Origin of the sequence: Streptomyces alanosinicus, from assembly GCF_014650595.1 — a bacterium.
GTDB classification, from domain to species: Bacteria; Actinomycetota; Actinomycetes; order Streptomycetales; family Streptomycetaceae; genus Streptomyces; species Streptomyces alanosinicus.
In genome coordinates, this window is sequence record NZ_BMVG01000046.1 from 38,788 (window position 1) to 54,111 (window position 15,324).

Annotated in this window: 11 protein-coding genes and 5 pseudogenes; 7 read left to right on the top strand and 9 right to left on the bottom strand. The window is 67.7% G+C overall.

What is annotated here, in order from left to right; all coding sequences use genetic code 11:
- The first annotated feature begins 915 nt into the window (after positions 1–915).
- From IE277_RS40715 to IE277_RS40730, 4 genes are read left to right on the top strand one after another with little or no spacing between them, the layout of a single operon-like run.
- A complete protein-coding gene (locus tag IE277_RS40715; RefSeq protein ID WP_189958775.1) occupies positions 916–1,899 on the top strand; it encodes an ABC transporter permease in 984 nt (327 codons plus the stop codon).
- 1 nt (position 1,900) lies between these two features.
- Complete coding sequence (locus tag IE277_RS40720) at positions 1,901–2,851, top strand: ABC transporter permease (protein ID WP_189958765.1); 951 nt, start codon at positions 1,901–1,903, stop codon at positions 2,849–2,851.
- Positions 2,848–4,932, top strand: a complete 2,085-nt coding sequence (locus IE277_RS40725) for a dipeptide ABC transporter ATP-binding protein (RefSeq protein ID WP_189958766.1) — start codon at positions 2,848–2,850, stop codon at positions 4,930–4,932. Before IE277_RS40720 ends, IE277_RS40725 begins: the two co-directional genes overlap by 4 nt.
- A gap of 51 nt (positions 4,933–4,983) precedes the next feature.
- Positions 4,984–6,666, top strand: coding sequence for an ABC transporter family substrate-binding protein (locus tag IE277_RS40730; RefSeq protein ID WP_189958767.1), 1,683 nt, complete (start codon positions 4,984–4,986; stop codon positions 6,664–6,666).
- A gap of 74 nt (positions 6,667–6,740) precedes the next feature.
- Here IE277_RS40730 and IE277_RS40735 read toward each other — a convergent pair.
- From IE277_RS40735 to IE277_RS40755, 5 genes and pseudogenes are all read right to left on the bottom strand, one after another.
- Positions 6,741–7,563, bottom strand: a pseudogene (locus IE277_RS40735) (DUF1684 domain-containing protein).
- A gap of 96 nt (positions 7,564–7,659) precedes the next feature.
- Positions 7,660–7,803, bottom strand: a complete 144-nt coding sequence (locus tag IE277_RS48215; protein WP_229882368.1) for a hypothetical protein — start codon at positions 7,801–7,803, stop codon at positions 7,660–7,662.
- A gap of 256 nt (positions 7,804–8,059) precedes the next feature.
- Positions 8,060–8,389, bottom strand: coding sequence for a hypothetical protein (locus tag IE277_RS40740; RefSeq protein WP_229882369.1), 330 nt, complete (start codon positions 8,387–8,389; stop codon positions 8,060–8,062).
- 152 nt (positions 8,390–8,541) lie between these two features.
- Positions 8,542–9,665 (bottom strand): annotated as a pseudogene (locus IE277_RS49900) (ISAs1 family transposase).
- 379 nt (positions 9,666–10,044) lie between these two features.
- Positions 10,045–11,016, bottom strand: coding sequence for an SDR family NAD(P)-dependent oxidoreductase (locus tag IE277_RS40755; protein ID WP_189958769.1), 972 nt, complete (start codon positions 11,014–11,016; stop codon positions 10,045–10,047).
- A 63-nt stretch (positions 11,017–11,079) separates the two neighbouring features.
- Between IE277_RS40755 and IE277_RS40760 the strand changes: the two genes are divergently transcribed.
- Entirely contained in the window at positions 11,080–11,652 is a 573-nt protein-coding gene (locus IE277_RS40760; protein WP_373310993.1) for a TetR/AcrR family transcriptional regulator, read from the top strand.
- Between the two features lie 225 nt (positions 11,653–11,877).
- Positions 11,878–12,162 (top strand): annotated as a pseudogene (locus tag IE277_RS40765) (transposase); the annotation flags it as partial.
- 81 nt (positions 12,163–12,243) lie between these two features.
- Here the strand turns inward: IE277_RS40765 and IE277_RS40770 are convergent.
- Positions 12,244–13,724 (bottom strand): annotated as a pseudogene (locus IE277_RS40770) (ISL3 family transposase).
- Positions 13,706–13,840, bottom strand: coding sequence for a hypothetical protein (locus IE277_RS49040; protein WP_268252717.1), 135 nt, complete (start codon positions 13,838–13,840; stop codon positions 13,706–13,708). Before IE277_RS49040 ends, IE277_RS40770 begins: the two are co-directional and overlap by 19 nt.
- A 199-nt stretch (positions 13,841–14,039) precedes the next feature.
- Between IE277_RS49040 and IE277_RS40780 the strand changes: the two are divergent.
- Positions 14,040–14,321 (top strand): annotated as a pseudogene (locus IE277_RS40780) (IS5 family transposase); the annotation flags it as partial.
- A 30-nt stretch (positions 14,322–14,351) separates the two neighbouring features.
- Here the strand turns inward: IE277_RS40780 and IE277_RS40785 are convergent.
- Positions 14,352–14,795 carry a nuclear transport factor 2 family protein gene (locus IE277_RS40785; RefSeq protein WP_189958770.1) on the bottom strand — a complete coding sequence of 148 codons (444 nt, stop codon included), beginning with the start codon at positions 14,793–14,795 and terminating at the stop codon, positions 14,352–14,354.
- Between the two features lie 104 nt (positions 14,796–14,899).
- Positions 14,900–15,304 (bottom strand): transposase, encoded by a 405-nt coding sequence (locus IE277_RS40790; protein ID WP_229882371.1) that lies wholly within the window; start codon positions 15,302–15,304, stop codon positions 14,900–14,902.
- Positions 15,305–15,324 lie beyond the last annotated feature (20 nt).

A 15,324-nucleotide genomic window follows, 5' to 3' on the forward strand; every position in this document is an offset into this window, starting at 1 on the left:
GGCGCACGCCAGCTGGACGTACGCAGCGGGGGAGGCCAACTACAGGAAGGCGCCGCGCGCAGGGAGACGCGTCAGCTTCACACAGAAGTCCGCGAACAGCCCAAAGAGGCGTCGGACACGAGGTGAAGGCCCTGGGAGGCGCTAGGAGCTCTCAACAGGGGCGACAGGCAGCAGAGCACACCCGCATGTGGTCAATGTGACCGCGAGTCGTCAGGGCAAGTCGCTGCTGCATGTCCGAGAACCTAACGGCCTGCCTGGCGGAGCGTCAATCCAAGATTCCGCCCACACAGCACGGCGTCCCGGGCAGGGATCGGGGACTCCCGCGACGAGTGCCGGTTCGGGAACAAGTGCACGTGCCCCAGCTCACCGCCCCCACCACAGGAAGCCAGCCAGCTGACGCACCGACAGTGCCGCTCGAGGCGGTGGGGCGGGCTCGACGGCGAACAGGCCGCGGGCGCCAGTCAGGCGCATGATGCGGGCGAGAGAGCGCGGGACAGCATGGAGCCAGTTCCACGGCTGACCCGCACATTGCTCCTGCCGCGTCCTGGGGTGACGGGGGGACCACTGGCGCTGCTCGTCCCCGGGGCGACGGAGGTGGATTCACGTGGCGTGGCGATCAGGAGCGGAGCGGCGGCGCACCCTCACGTACCTTCGCGAGCCGGCCAGAACGTGACAGCCGGGCACGCCAAGATCATCCGAATTGCACGGTATTCCGGACCGTGTGCTACGGCAACATGTCGACCTCATGGCACCGCCGGGCAAAACCTGGTGCCGCGGCACAGTTCGGACCAGGCTGACGTGCGCATCTCAATCTCTCCGTTCCGTACCCGCAGAAAGCTTCCCCCGCATGCATTCGACCTGTCTCCCCGGTGCTCGAGAGGCGCACATCTTGTGTGCGGTGAGGGGGTGCCGCGCGTGGTGCGCTATGTGACACGCAAGGCTGTCGGCTGGCTTCTGATGATCGTGGTCGCGACGAACGCGACCTATTTCCTGGCCAGTTGGTTCCTGGACCCGCGGTCGAACTTCAAGGAACTGCGGCCCGTCCGCAGCGAGTCACAGATCGACCGGGCCCTCGCGCCGTACAACCTGGACCCCAGGGTGCCCTTGGTGCACCGCTGGTGGGACTGGCTGACCTCGGTGTCCCTGCACTTCGACTGGGGAAAGTCCCCTACCGGAGTCTCCGTCAACGGCGAAGTGGGCTACCGGGCCTTGGTCAGCGCGGAGTTGGTCGTCGTCGCGACCGTGCTGTCCGTCGTGATCGGCGTCGCGCTCGGTGTCTACACCGCCGCACGGCAGTACGGCTGGGCCGACCGGGTGTCACAGGCCGTGTCCATCGTGGTGTTCAACCTCCCCACGTCCGTCGCCGCCCTCGCGGTGGTCTTCGTTGCCATCTGGCTGAACCAGCACGCCGGGCTGCACTTCCTCTATGTCGCCGGGGAGAACTCGCCAGGCGTCGAAGGGCTGCTCCCCATGATCGGTGACCGCCTTCTGCATCTGATCCTGCCGACCCTGACGCTCACGCTGATGGGCTACGTCGGCTACCACCTGACGCAGCGTTCGCTGCTGCTCGACACGCTCCACGCCGACTTCGTACGAACCGCCCAGGCCACCGGGCTCACCCGCAGTCAGGCCATCCGCAGGCACGCCCTCAGGGCCGCGCTCATCCCGACGGCGGCTTCCGTGGCGTTCAGCGTCCCGGCCGTCTTCACCGGTGCCGTCATCACGGAGACGATCTTCGGCTGGAACGGCATGGGTCGCTACTTCATCCAGACCATCAGCAAGAACGACGTGCACGGCGCGGTCGCGACGGCCGCCTTCGCCGCAGCTCTGACCGCGATCGGCGCGATCCTCGCGGACATCGCCACGGTCTTCCTCGACCCGAGAGTACGGGTGAGCTGACATGACCACCGACGCGACGACCGACGCGCCCGCCAGCCCGACCGCGGAGCAGGCGCCGGAAGCGGCGGGCACCGCGAGGGCGCACTCGAACCTCGGCCTTGGCCGGCTCTATCTGCGGCGATTCCTGCGCAACCACCCCGCCGTCGGCGGAGTGGTGATCTTCGTACTGCTGGTGCTGTTCGGCGCCTTCGGCGGCCGATTCACCTCCTACGCGTACACCGACGCCGACTTCACCGCACTCACCCAGCCGCCGAGCAGCCGTCACTGGTTCGGCACCAACCAGGGTGGCAACGACATCTACGCCTGTGCCGTGCACGGGCTCCAGCGCTCCCTGATGATCGCCGTGAGCGTGTCGGTACTGACGATCGTCCTGGCCGCGATCATCGGCTCGGGCGCCGCGTACTTCGGTGGCCGAGTCGAGCGGGTGACCCTTGCCGCCATCCATTTCCTCCTGATCGTCCCCTCGTTCCTCATCCTCGCTCTGGTCTCCCACCGGCTGGCCGGCGACTGGCGCGTCCTCATCATCGTGCTGACCGTGTTCGGCTGGATGTCCACCGCGCGGGTGATCTGGTCCGTCTCGACCTCGCTGCGCGAGCGGGACTACGTGAAGGCGGCCGAGTTCATGGGAGTCCGTCCACTGCGGATCATCTTCCGCCACATCATCCCCAACCTCGGCTCCCTGCTGATCGTCAACCTGACGCTCGGAGTCGTGGCGACCGTGCTCAGCGAAACCGCCCTTTCGTTCCTGGGGTTCGGCGTGCAGACCCCGGACGTCTCCCTCGGCACGATGCTCGCGGACGGCGCGAGCACCGTCACGAGCGCTCCCTGGCTCTTCGCCTTCCCTGCCGGGTTGGTCGTCCTGCTCACCGTGTCGATGACCTTCATCGGCGACGGTTTGCGCGACGCCCTGGACCCCACGTCGGCGACAGGCTCGGCAGGAGGCCGACGATGACCCTGGCGACCCCGCTGCCCGTGCCGGTACCACCCGCCGATGCCGAGCCTGTCCTTTCCGTGCGGGACCTGCGGATCTCCTTCCCCTCCGAGGCAGGCACCGTCGAGGCGGTGCGCGGCGTGAGCTTCGACCTGCTGCCCGGCCGGACCCTCTGCATCGTCGGCGAGTCCGGCTCGGGCAAGTCGGCCACCGCGATGGGCATCATGGGCCTGCTGCCGCCCACCGCCGACCTGCGCGGCCAGGTGCTGCTCGGCGGACAGGGCCTCATCGGCCTCGACGACCGGGCGCTGTCGAAGATCCGCGGCAACTCCATCGGCATGGTCTTCCAGGACCCCTTGTCCGCCCTCACGCCGATCTTCTCGGTGGGCAGGCTGCTCTCCGACGCCCTGCGGGTCCATCAGGACCTGACGAAGCGCGCGGCCTGGGAACAAGCCGTGGAACTCCTCGATCTCGTCGGCATCCCGGACCCGCGCGGCCGGGCCACCGCCTTCCCGCACGAGTTCTCCGGAGGCATGCGCCAGCGCGTGGTCATCGCCATGGCCATGGCCAACAGACCATCCGTGCTCGTGGCCGACGAACCCACCACCGCACTCGACGTCACCGTGCAGGCCCAGATACTCGACGTGCTGCGGCTGGCACAGCAGGAGACCGGCGCCGGTCTCGTCCTGATCACGCACGACCTCGGGGTCGTCGCGGGCCACGCGGACGACGTTGCCGTCATGTACGCAGGCCGGATCGTGGAACACGCGGGCGTCGAGGAACTTTTTCACCGACCCACGATGCCGTACACCGCCCGGCTGCTCGCCGTCGTACCGACCGTAGACGGCGGAACTCGCCGTCCCCTGGTCCCGATCGGTGGCGAACCACCCGCCCTCGTGGGACTCCCGGACGGCTGCCCCTTCGCACCCCGCTGTGCCGTCGCCCTCGACGCATGTCGCTCGGACGAACCGGAGCCGCGTCACCTCACCGGGCACGGGCATGTGGCCTGCCTGCGCGCCACCGAGATCGTCAACGGATCCCTGGACCCGACGGGCGATGCCGCACCCGTCGGCCTACCGGCGCCCTCGGGCCGGGCCGAGGCCGGCGAGGTGGTGCTCCGCGTCGAGGACCTCGTCAAGACCTTTCCGCTGACCAAGGGCGCCCTTCTCAAGCGCCGGGTCGGCACGCTGCACGCCGTCAACCGCGTCAGTTTCGACCTGCGCGCCGGTGAGACGCTCGGCCTGGTGGGCGAGTCCGGCAGTGGCAAGACCACGACGCTTTTGGAGATACTGCGGCTCAGACAGCCCGAAGGCGGCCGGATAGAGATCTCCGGCACCGACGTCGGCACGATCGCGTCCAGCGCGCGCGTACGCGAGCTGCGCCAGGACGTACAGCTCGTCATGCAGGACCCCCTGGGCGCTCTCGACCCCCGCATGACCGTCTTCCACCTGCTGGCCGAACCCCTACGGGCGATCGGGCGTGATCGCGAGTCGACCCGCGCACGGGTCCGCGAACTGCTCACCCTGGTGGGTCTGGACGACTCGGTCAGTGACCGCTTCCCGGCCGCACTCTCCGGAGGCCAACGCCAACGGGTCGGTATCGCCCGCGCCCTGGCGACGGAGCCGAAGCTGCTCGCTCTCGACGAACCGCTCTCCGCCCTGGACGTCTCGGTACAGGCCGGAGTCATCAACCTGCTGGCACGGCTCAAGCGTGAACTCGGACTCGCCTATCTCGTAGTCGCCCACGATCTGGCCGTCGTCCGGTACATCTCCGATCGCATCGCGGTGATGTACCTGGGGCACATCGTCGAGACCGGGGACACCGAGGCGATCTTCTCCGATCCCAAGCACCCCTACACCCGTGCGCTGCTGTCGGCGATCCCGATACCCGACCCCGAGCGGGAACGCACCCGCGAACGCGTCGTGCTGAAGGGCGAGCAGCCGAACGCCGCGCGCATGCCCACGGGATGTGTCTTCGTCGACCGCTGCCCGCTGTACCGCCTTGCCGACGAGGAACTGCGGCACCGCTGTCGCACGCAGCCCCCCATGCCGACGTCAGCAGCCGAACTCCCCGGCCATCAGTACGCCTGCCACGGCGTCTGACACCGATTCCGGCGATGTTGTCCCTCACTGACCTCTAAGGAACCCTCCACCATGCGCACGAGACTGGCCCTGCCCGTCGCTCTGATCGCTGCCATCTCCGTCACCGCCACCGCGTGCCAGTCCTCATCAGGGCAGGACTCCGCGCAGCCGGACGCGAAGAACGCTCCTTCGACCGCATCGTCCGTCGCCGACTACAACCCCACGCCGTACGACCGGATCAAGGAGGGCGGCACGTACACCACGGTCGGGACCTTCGACGACCAGGGCAACCCGTTCAACGTCAATGCCACGCTGACCGCGTCCCGTGTCTGGGCCTGGTACAACGCCGACGCGATCACCTACTCGCCGACCGGCGAGGTGCAGTACAACCCGGACTACTTCAGCGACGTGAAGGTCTCCGTGGAAGGCGGCAACCAGAAGGTCACGCTCACCATCAACCCCAGGGCTGTCTTCAACGACGGCACACCGATCGACTGGACCGCCATCAAGGCCACGTGGAAGGCCGACAACGGTTCCGACAAGGCGTACGCCGCCTCCTCCACGGACGGCTACGACCAGATCACCTCGGTCGAGAAGGGCAGGAACGCCAAGCAGGCCGTGATCACCTTCAAGGGCGTGAACCCTTCCTGGTCGAGCCTGTTCACTACCTTCCTGCACCCCAAGGCCGCGACGGTCGAGAACTTCAACAAGGCATACGTCAAGAAGGCGCACCCGGAGTGGGGGGCGGGGCCGTACACCGTCGGCACGTGGGACGCCCACTCGGGGGACATCACGTTCGTCCGCAACCCGAAGTGGTGGGGCAGGCAGGGCAAGCTCGACAAGCGCGTCTACGTCAACCTGGAATCGACCGCGGCGGTCAACGCCTTCAAGAACGGGCAGCTCGACTACGTCTCCGCGGTCGACGCCGAGAGCCTCAAGCAGATCAAGGGGCTCAAGGGCACGGAGATCCGCAGTGGCGGAAGCCCCTTCGAGTACTCGCTCTACTTCAACACCAAGTCCTCCGTCCTCGCCGACAAAGCCGTGCGCAAGGCCTTCGAGGAGAGCATCGACCGCACACAGATCGCGAAGATCCGGTTCCAGGGCCTGGACTACAAGGAGCCGCTGCCAGGTTCCGCCATCCTCTACAGCTTCCAGAAGGGCTACGAGAACAACCTCTCAGCCGTGCTGAAGTACGCGCCGGACGACGCCAGGAAGGCACTCGACGCGGCCGGCTGGAAGCCTGGGGGCGACGGCATTCGGGTCAGGAACGGCAAGAAGCTCGAAGTCGGATACACACTTCTCGGCGACGACCCGCTGGACAAGGCGACCGCCGGCGCCTTCGCGGCGATGCTGAAATCGGTGGGCATTCGCCTGGACATCAACAAGGCCGACGAGGCGGACTTCTCCAAGATCCTCAGCGACCGCAAGTTCGATCTGTTCCTGTCGGGAAACCGCTCGATGGACCCGTTCGGTGCCCGCTACCTGTGCGACTTCTACTGCTCCGACCGCGACTCCAATATCACCGGTGCGGGTTCGCCCGCGCTGGACACGGAGATCCGTGCCACCAGCAAGATCGCGGATCTCGGTAAGCAGGTCACGGCGGCCAACGAGGTCGAGCGGAAGGCGCTCCAGGAGTACGCCTTCCTCCCGCTGTTCAGCGGCCCCTCGACCTACGGCGTGAAGAAGGGCCTTGCCAACGTCGGCGCGACCATCTTCTACAACCCGCTCCCGGAAACGATCGGTTGGGAGAAGTAACCACCACGCGGGACAGAGCTGTACGGCAGGCACAAGGACAGGAGGGAACCCGTCCCCTCGGCCGACAGCCTGGCTCAGGACCCGCCGCGCTCGTGGGGGATCTTCTGACCCGCCACGATCGCCACGGGCAGCTGGTTCTCGGTTGGTGGCAGCGGGCAGGTGGCCAGGTCCGTGTAGGCGCACGGCAGGTTCGCGGCGCGGTTGAAGTCCAGGACGACCGTGCCGTCGGCCGCGGGCGGTTCGAGAGCCGGACCCGGTTGGCGGCGTAGGTGGTGACCCGGAGGTCACGTCGGTGAAGAGCACCGTCAACCGGCCCTCACCGTGTCCGGGGAAGGCGGTCAGGGACAGCCGGCGCCCGTCCAGCTCGAACTCGATCCTGCCCGGAGCGTCGTAGACATGCTCAAGGCCCTCGACGGCTGCGCCCACGGTGGTCGGCCGCGGCTCGTCGAAGGGGACGTACCGGCCTGTCACCGCCCAGCGCGGATCGGGCGCGTAGGCGGGTGTTCCGGTGAAGGCGGTGCGCAGCGGCGCGTCCGGGTGCCGGGGGCGCACGATGCCGTGGCCGCCGCGCTTGGCGACCTCGATGACGGCGCCTCCCCAGGCCGCGGCGACGCCACTGCGCTCGGGAAGGACGCCGAAGCGGTGTTCACCCCGCACCGGCGTTCCGTCGACGACCAGTTCCTCTCCGTCGTCGAGGATGACGACGACCCCGTCGGGGCCGGTGTGCCCTGCACCCGGCGCGTCGGGGAAACGCTGCGGCCGGCCGTCCAGCCAGTGCAGGCCGCTGATCGCCAGGAACCCGTGCGGGTCGGCGAGCCGGGTCTCCTGAGCACGGTGCCAGTCCAGCCCGTTCTCGGTGAAGGCCTGGAGGTCTGTTGTGGTCGCCTCTGTGGTCATGAGTTCCATACCCTTCTTCGTCACACGAGGCTCGCGCCTCGCCGCCTCGCACAGGGATGCGGGGCACCCGCCGGGCCGACGGCCCGATGGGCTCACTCAGCCGGCGAGTTCGCCGAGGAGCGCCCAGGTGCGTCGGCGGTCCGCTTCGCCGGAGATCTCGGTGCCCTGAGCGACGAAGAACGCGCCGCCTTGAAGGATGTCCTGGCGCGCTGTCCCGAACTCGACCCCACCGCCCAGCACATCCGCGACTTCGGTGAGATCCTCACCAACCGCATTGGTCCCACTCTCCTCAGCGACCCTCCGCGATCGCTCCCCAAGATCTGTGCCAGAACCGAGTTCGGGAGTCACTCACGGCCCGGTGGACGGTTGGAAGCCCGTCCACCGGGAATTCCCTGAGTTGCCTCCGTTGACCGGTCCATTGCGGCATACCCAAGCCGCCTGCGACCTTGGCAGACCCGCTGGGCCGGCGCGGGAGGCGTTGCCCGTGGTGCTGCTGTCAGAGCAGCTTCTGCGGTGCCTGGAAATGGTCGACGGGAGCGATGTTGCACGCGGCCTTGGGCCCGCCGAGGCCGTGCCCCCCGATGCCCTCGCCCTCCGGCAGCGGCACCGCGCAGCGGAGGTCGACGTTGATGAGCGGAGCGCCATAGGCGTTGAGGATGCCGCCTGCGTCGCCCGTGATGGCAGTGTCGCCGTTGCCGGCTCCGAAGTCCGTGGCCGATGCGGGTGCAGCGACGGCCGTCGTGGCGGAAATCGCGAAAGCCGCGCCGACCAGAGCCTTCGTGATCACTGCGATGTTCCTGTTCGATGAGACGTTCATCTTCTTCATGATCTGTTCAACGCCATGCTGTGGTTGCAGTTACGTGTGCCGGAACAGCCGTCATCGGCGAGTGCCGATTCATCGGTTCGTGCCAGTGATGGCTGATCGGCCTGGTCAGGGGGTTCTTCTGGTCGGCCCTAGAGAGCAGGGGCGATGTGTTCTCAGGCTGTGAGTCGGAGCATGGCGGCAGCGTGCTGTGGTCGTGACCCGTAGCGATCGGCCGCGGCGGCAGTGTTGGTCCAGCCTGCTTGGCGCATGAGTCCGATGGCGAGGTTGCGCAGGGTGGTCATGGCTCGGGGTGTGGTGCCGGTGCATATGCGTGAGGCGTCCTCGCCGTAGGTGACGTCTCGGATGTGGTGCAGGGCCTCAACCGACCAGTGATTCTGGGCGAGTTCGGCGAGTTGTGGCGGGCCGGCCTGCTCGGGCGGCAGGCTGGTGATCGCGTAGACGGTCTTCGTCTCGACCTTGCCGGTCTTGCGATGGGTGCGGCGGCGCTTGATCTCGATGGCCTGGACCGCGTGCGGGAAGAGCAGACCTGGCCGGACGGTGCAGACCTTCAGACGGCGGATCTCACGGCGGCCGTGTCCGGCCCCGGTAGTGCGGGCCTGCAGCGGAATCTGCTTCCAGGGCAGGCGCCGCAGCTGCTTGCTCAGGTTCTTCTGGTTGCCCTTCACGACCAGGAGGTAGTGGCCGCCAGCGGTGATGACGTGCTCGCGTGAGCGCGCTGCGTGTGCATCGCATCGGCGTTGACGACGACGCCGCGCAGGTCTATCTGGTTCAGCAGCGGGGCGAAGGCAGAGATTTCGTTGCTCTTCGCGGCAATCTGACGCTGGGCGATCACGGCCTGGCATGCGTGGAGCGCGGCGGCGAGCAGGTGGACAGCGGTGCCGTCGGTGCGGGATCCGCGCATGGTCTTGCCGTCGACGGCCAGACCGACCAGGGTGTCGCCGGGTTCGTCGACCGGATCAGCGACGTAGCGGGCGAGCCAGGCACCCACGGCGTCGTCGAGGGCGTCACCGTCCAGGCGGGCCAGGAGCCTTCCCAGCGTGGAGGCGTTGGGTGTACTGGAGGTCAGTCCGAGTTGTTCGAGCAGGCCGGAGTCGGTATCGGCGGCGAAGCGGGCGATGGCGGCCAGGGACGTGGCTCCGCCGAGGACGGCGACCAGGCACAGCGCGAGGAGGGAGCCCAGACGGTAGCGGCGGCCCGGGACACGGCGGGGATCGGGTAGCCGGGGCCCAACACGTCCGCCAAACAGGCGAGCTGTGACGGTTCCGGTTCCGGGCAGGTGGAATCAGTGTCCGCGCAGTGGCGCTGCAGGACATGGATCAGGGAGGACGGCACGCGAACGCGACCCCTGTTCGTGATCAAAGGCTTCGACAACCTTGATCATCAGGGGTCGCGTCTCTCGTTGCCGAACCGGGTGAAGAACCCACCACGCCTGCGCTTACTTCTCTGCCAAGTTCGGTGTGCTGAGCCGCGCTCATCAGCGTCTCGGTCGCGTCGAAGGCGGGGTCCCGCACCGGGCTCTCGGAGAGGAACCGACCGGGTTTTGGCTGGGCGCATCGGACGTGGCCGTCTTCGCAGGCCACGTGTTACCGGCCTGGTGGGTCGATGCGGTGACCAACCGAGAAGGCGGCGGTGCCGCTTGCTGTGGCGTCGAGAGGTCAGGCGCGGAGCAGGTCGGTCGAGACCGTCCAGAGGCGCTTGGCGGTGGCGGGATCGAGCGCCCATTCCTTGACCCCGTGCGGGTGCTGCGCGAGGTCGGCGTCGTTCGGCACGGTGTAGGCCTCTTGTGAATCGTCGAGGTAGTGGCCTCCGGAGTGCGCGAACTCCGGGGCGACGGCCGCGACGATGCTGGTGGCAGCCCCCTGCTCGACCGTTTTGTACGTGAACACTCCAGCGGCTTCGGCCGCGTCGAGCGACTCCTTCTGTTGCGTTGTGAAGTTCCGCTGCAGTCCCGTCGCGACACCGCCGGGGTTCACCGCATTGGCCACGATGCCGTCAGATGCCCAGAGGCGGGTCGCCTCGACGGCGAAGAGAGAGTTCGCCGTCTTCGACTGGGCGTAGGCAATCTGCGGGTCGTAGCTGCGACGCTCGAAGTGGAGGTCGTCGAAGACGATGCCGGAACGCATGTGCGCCGTCGAACTGACAGAGACGATCCGTGCTCCGCCGCGGTCGGCCGCTCCCAGGGCCAGGGCGTCATGGAGGCCGGTGGCGAGCGCGAAGTGGCCAAGATGATTCGTCGCGAATTGCAGCTCCCAGCCCTCACGTGTTCGTTCGAGGCCACCGGTGACCACACCTGCGTTGTTGATCAGCAGATGAAGCGGGCCGCCCCACGCGTCAACGAATCGCGTGACAGTGGTCCTGTCGGCAAGGTCGAGCCGGACGACCCGGGGCCGTATCCCTCCGGTCGACTTCGCGATCGCCTCAGCGACGGCGTCACCCGCAGTCGTGTTGCGGACAGCGAGCGTCACCTCCGCCCCGGCAGCGGTCAACACACGAGCCGTCTCGATCCCGATTCCGGAGGAAGCGCCTGTCACGATCGCGCGGACGCCGGTGAGGGCGACGCCCCGCAGGACCTCGTCCGCGGTACTCGAAGAGGTGAAGGGCGTGGAGATGGGTTCGCGGGTAGCCATGGCGGTGACTATACGCACTAGACTTAATTTGTATAGTGCGACTCACGATCGTATGCTCGTTCCATGAGCAGTCCCGATGCCGGCCACTCACCGTCGACCGTCGCCGATACCGACCGTCGGACCATGGTTCTGGACTCCGCCATGGTCACGTTCGCGCGATTCGGTTACCGGAAGACCTCGATGGAGGAGGTGGCGCGGGCGGCGCACATCTCCCGGCCCGGGCTCTACTTTCTCTTCTCCTCGAAGGAGACTCTGTTCCGTGCCGCGGTCACCCAGGCCCTGGAGCGGGACATCACAGCGGTCGAACACGTCCTGGCCGACCCCAGCCGACCACTTCCAGAGCGCCTCGTCGAAGCATTCGACCAGTGGGCGGGCCGCTACATCGGCCCGCTGACGCGCGACATCACGGCGGTCATCGAGGACAACCCCGACCTCCTCGGAGAGATCGCCGAGACCACGCCGCGACGTTTCGAGGAACTGATCACAGAAGCGATCGCCGTCGAGTCAGGACAAGACGCGGCCCCCCTTGTCGCACAGACGATGATCAGCGCATCGATCGGCCTCAAACATCAGGCCGCATCGCGGGAGTTCTACCTCGAACGACTGTCGGTCGCCATCGATCTCCTGGTGCGCTGAAGCTACCCGCCGAAGCCGCAGGAGAGAGCCCGGCCGAACAGCCAGGTCCTCCCACCCGGCCAGAACTGGCACCGTCTTCGCCAACCGACGATCCTCCGGCACCCAGAACGTACGCCAACCCGGCACGCCTCCACCCCTGGTCGCCCCGCTTCACACGTCGACCCAACAGGGGAGATGACGCAGGCGATCAGCTCATCTCGCCGACTGAGAACGCATCAGCCCTGGAACGCGTGGGAGGAGTTCACCCCGTTCCTGCGGTTCGACACTGAGATCCGCCGCATCGTCTGCACCACCAACGCGATCGAGTCGGTCAACGCGCAGATCCGGCGAGCGGTCAAGGCCCGGGGACACTTCCCGAACGAGCAAGCCGCCCTGAAGTGCGTCTACATGGCGATCATGTCGCTCGATCCCACTGGCAAGGGGCAGGCCCGCTGGACCATGCGTTGGAAGACTGCACTGAACGCCTTCGACATCACCTTCGACGGCCGGCTCTCAGCAGCCCGCCAGTAGCCCAACCACCCCAGTTACACCACTCGTTTGGCTCTGTCACGTATTCGGTGGTAGCGCTGAGTGGTCATCGGAGCTGAGTGGTCATCGGAGGAGGATGCGGTGGCGGAGCAGGGCGAACCCGGCCCGGTCATGCATCTGCCGCATGATCCTCTTGGTTCGGGTGTTGACACCCTCGGTGCGGCCGTTGTGGTGGGGCAGGGTGAGGCCGGCCTCGACGGCGGCGCGGTCGAGTTCGAGGCCGTTGACGAAGGCGTGCAGGTGGGGAAGACCGAGCTTAGGACGGCTGTGATCCACTCTGTGAGCCTGGTGTCGTTGCCGACGGCGGGAGTGAGTGGTTCGGCGAACTTCCGAACCAGCCTTGCAAGTTCGGTCATTTCAGGGCAGACGGCGGTGAGTTCCAGCAGGAGGGCGCTGTCCTTGTCCCGCAGGTTGTCGGGGCGGGTGAGGAGTAGGCGGGCGAGCCGGCGCGGGGTGGTCACGGGGCGGTCGCCCTCGGCCCTGCCGTGCGTGATGTAGCGGTAGAGGAGGTTGAGGCTGCCGCTGTGGCCCAGCTCCTTGATCTCGCGGAAGAGCTGGAGCACAGGGACCGCGGGGTCGGCGGCCCGGCGTTCGCGCAGGTGGTCGCGGTTGGGGTCGACCAGGGTGGGCCGGTAGCGTGGTGCCCGGCGCAGGGCCTCGGGCTCGCGGGTGCGTGCATACCGCCTGATGGTGTTGAGGGACAGGTTCAGGCGGCGGGCGCATTCGAGCAGGCCGACGCCCTTGCCGAGGAGGTCGTGGACCTGGTGCCAGCGCTCGCGGGTGGTCTGCTCGTGCGCGCGCGGGACGGGAGGGGTTTACGGTGGCCCGGCATGAGCTGTGGGAGCGGACCTCGGCCAGCGTCTTGTCGCACAGGTTCTTCCACAGGTGCCAGCGGTCGCTGACCTGCACCGCGCCGGGCAGGGCCCGGCGGACCGCCTCACCGTAGGCGCCTGAGCCATCCCGGCAGACGATCTCAGCGCCGGGGTGCTCGCGCAGCCGGCATTCGAGCTTGTCCGCGCTCCGGCCGGGCAGCACGTCGATCCGCTCGCCGGTCTCGGCATCCGTCAGAACGGTGGCATACCGGTGGCGGCGCTTGAGCGCGAAGTCGTCGACGCCGAGGATCTTTGGTACTCGTGGTGCGGGCAGCGGTAGCCGGGTCAGCAGTCGCAGGGCGGTCGAGCGGGAGATCCCCGCGGCCAGGGCGCGGGAGAGGCGCCCGCCCGGCCCGCTGACTCCTTGACTACCGAGCCGAGCTGGTCAGCAAGTCGGCGCGTCCGCCGCTGGTAGCGTTCGATCAGGCCGGGGACCTGTTCACGGAACGTCTGCCGCGGGCAGCCAAGAACTGTGCAAACCAGGCGCCGGACCCGCACCGACACCACGACCCGGCGACCATCCGCAGGCACGTCCGCGAGCACACGCCGGTGGAAGCCGTGTATCCGCTGCGTCGGCTTCCCGCACGCCGGGCACGACACCGACGTGTCCCGGGTCCGGGCCGAGACCCGGATGACCTCGCCTCTGTCTTCCGTCACCTCCTCGACGACCAGCGCCGAAAGCCGGTCAAGGCCTCCACGTCCTGATCAAGCACCCACTCGGGCAGTTCGAGGCGTGCGCCACAGGTGACGCGGCAGGCGGCCGCCTTGTCCGGGGTGAAGGAGAACACCCATGGCCACGGTGGCGGTTCCTGGTCGGCCGTCAGCGCCTGTGCTGCTGTGCCGGAAGTAGTCAGGGCCGGTCGGCTCTGTGCTGGTCCCCGGCTGCCGCATGCCCGAGGGCTTCGACGCTGGACAGCCATGCGTCGGCGACGGCCAGGCGCTGTTTGCCGAGGACCCGGCGGGCGCGGTGGGCGAGGTTCAGAGCCTGACAAAGCGTACGGCTCCCGCAAGAACCGCGCCTACCTGCGCCGACGCGGGATCCGCTGCACGATCCCCGAGAAGAAGGACCAGATCCGCAACCGCAAGAAGCTCGGCTCCTGCGGCGGCCGGCCGCCGAAGTTCGACAAGACCGACTACCGCGAGCGCCACGCGGTGGAGTGCGGGATCAATGGCCTCAAGCAGCATCGGGCCGTGGCCACTCGCTCCGACAAACTCGCCGTCCGCTACGAAGCCACCGTCCTCATCGCAGCCATCGACGAGTGGCTGTGACCAGCACCTTCGCGATCGGCCTGTGACCCTTCACTGATCCTCCGCCTCGAAGGCCTGGGCGACGGCGAGGCTGTCCTCGTAGACATGGTGCCGGGTAACAAGGCCGTCTTCAACGGTGAGGTGCAGGGCGAACCGCGCGCGATACGAACGTCTGGTGGGCCGGGCGGTCTGGCGGATCTCGCCGAGCACGACCGCGTCGTTTCCGTCGACGAGGATGCGCTCGACCTCGGTCGCCACATGCTCCGGCATGTGGTGCTCGGCAAGCTCGCGATAGTGAGCGGCCGCGTCGGCCCGGGTTGATCGGTGACGGATCCACGGCGTGGCAGCACGACCATGCTCGGCCTCCGGCCAGTCCAGCTTCCAGTCGCCCTGCTCGGCATACAGCTCGGCAATGCGCTCGGGGTCGCCCTCACCGATCCTGCGCAGCAGCTCTTCAATCACGGTTCGCGTGTTCGTAGGTGCGGCTATGGACATGGCTGACCCCTCCGTTTGGCCCGCATCCTGTCGACGCGGAGAGATCACGAATCCTGCCGACACAGGCAGGCTGAGACCATTACCTCTGAAGTAGTGCAGCTCCATCACCAAGATCGACTTTCGCAACATGCCCTAGCTTGACTCTGTCGGGGATCTTGGAGTCGCCGGGGTCGGCTGCCCAGGGTTCGCCAGGACTTCAGCCGGGGGATCTCACGCTGGTCGAGGTAGTCCTGGAAGGCAGTCGGCCGGCGGGGTGTCGGGGGTTCCTCGGTCGGTGACAGTCCGCTGAGGCGCTCGATGTTCACGGCGATGGCCGTCAGGACGTGCTGGATGTGGGCCCTTCCCTGTCCTCGGTCGCGGCAGCGGCGCATGCCGTGTCCGTGGGCGAACTCGTTGACCGTGCTCTCCACTCCTGAGCGGACCGCGTAGCGGGCCTTCCACTCGGGCGTCTGTTGTTCCGTGCGGACGCGAAGTTGCAGGTCGTGGAGCTCTCGCGGGGGAAAACCCACGGTGCGGACATTGTCGGCGG

Bases quoted from the DNA above. Each gene is read 5' to 3' on its own strand.
- IE277_RS40720 (WP_189958765.1), top strand. From the start codon at position 1,901: ATGACCACCGACGCGACGACCGACGCGCCCGCCAGCCCGACCGCGGAG.
- IE277_RS40725 (WP_189958766.1), top strand. From the start codon at position 2,848: ATGACCCTGGCGACCCCGCTGCCCGTGCCGGTACCACCCGCCGATGCC.
- IE277_RS40730 (WP_189958767.1), top strand. From the start codon at position 4,984: ATGCGCACGAGACTGGCCCTGCCCGTCGCTCTGATCGCTGCCATCTCC.
- IE277_RS40740 (WP_229882369.1), bottom strand. From the start codon at position 8,389: ATGAAGAAGATGAACGTCTCATCGAACAGGAACATCGCAGTGATCACG.
- IE277_RS40755 (WP_189958769.1), bottom strand. From the start codon at position 11,016: ATGGCTACCCGCGAACCCATCTCCACGCCCTTCACCTCTTCGAGTACC.
- IE277_RS40760 (WP_373310993.1), top strand. From the start codon at position 11,080: ATGAGCAGTCCCGATGCCGGCCACTCACCGTCGACCGTCGCCGATACC.
- IE277_RS40785 (WP_189958770.1), bottom strand. From the start codon at position 14,795: ATGTCCATAGCCGCACCTACGAACACGCGAACCGTGATTGAAGAGCTG.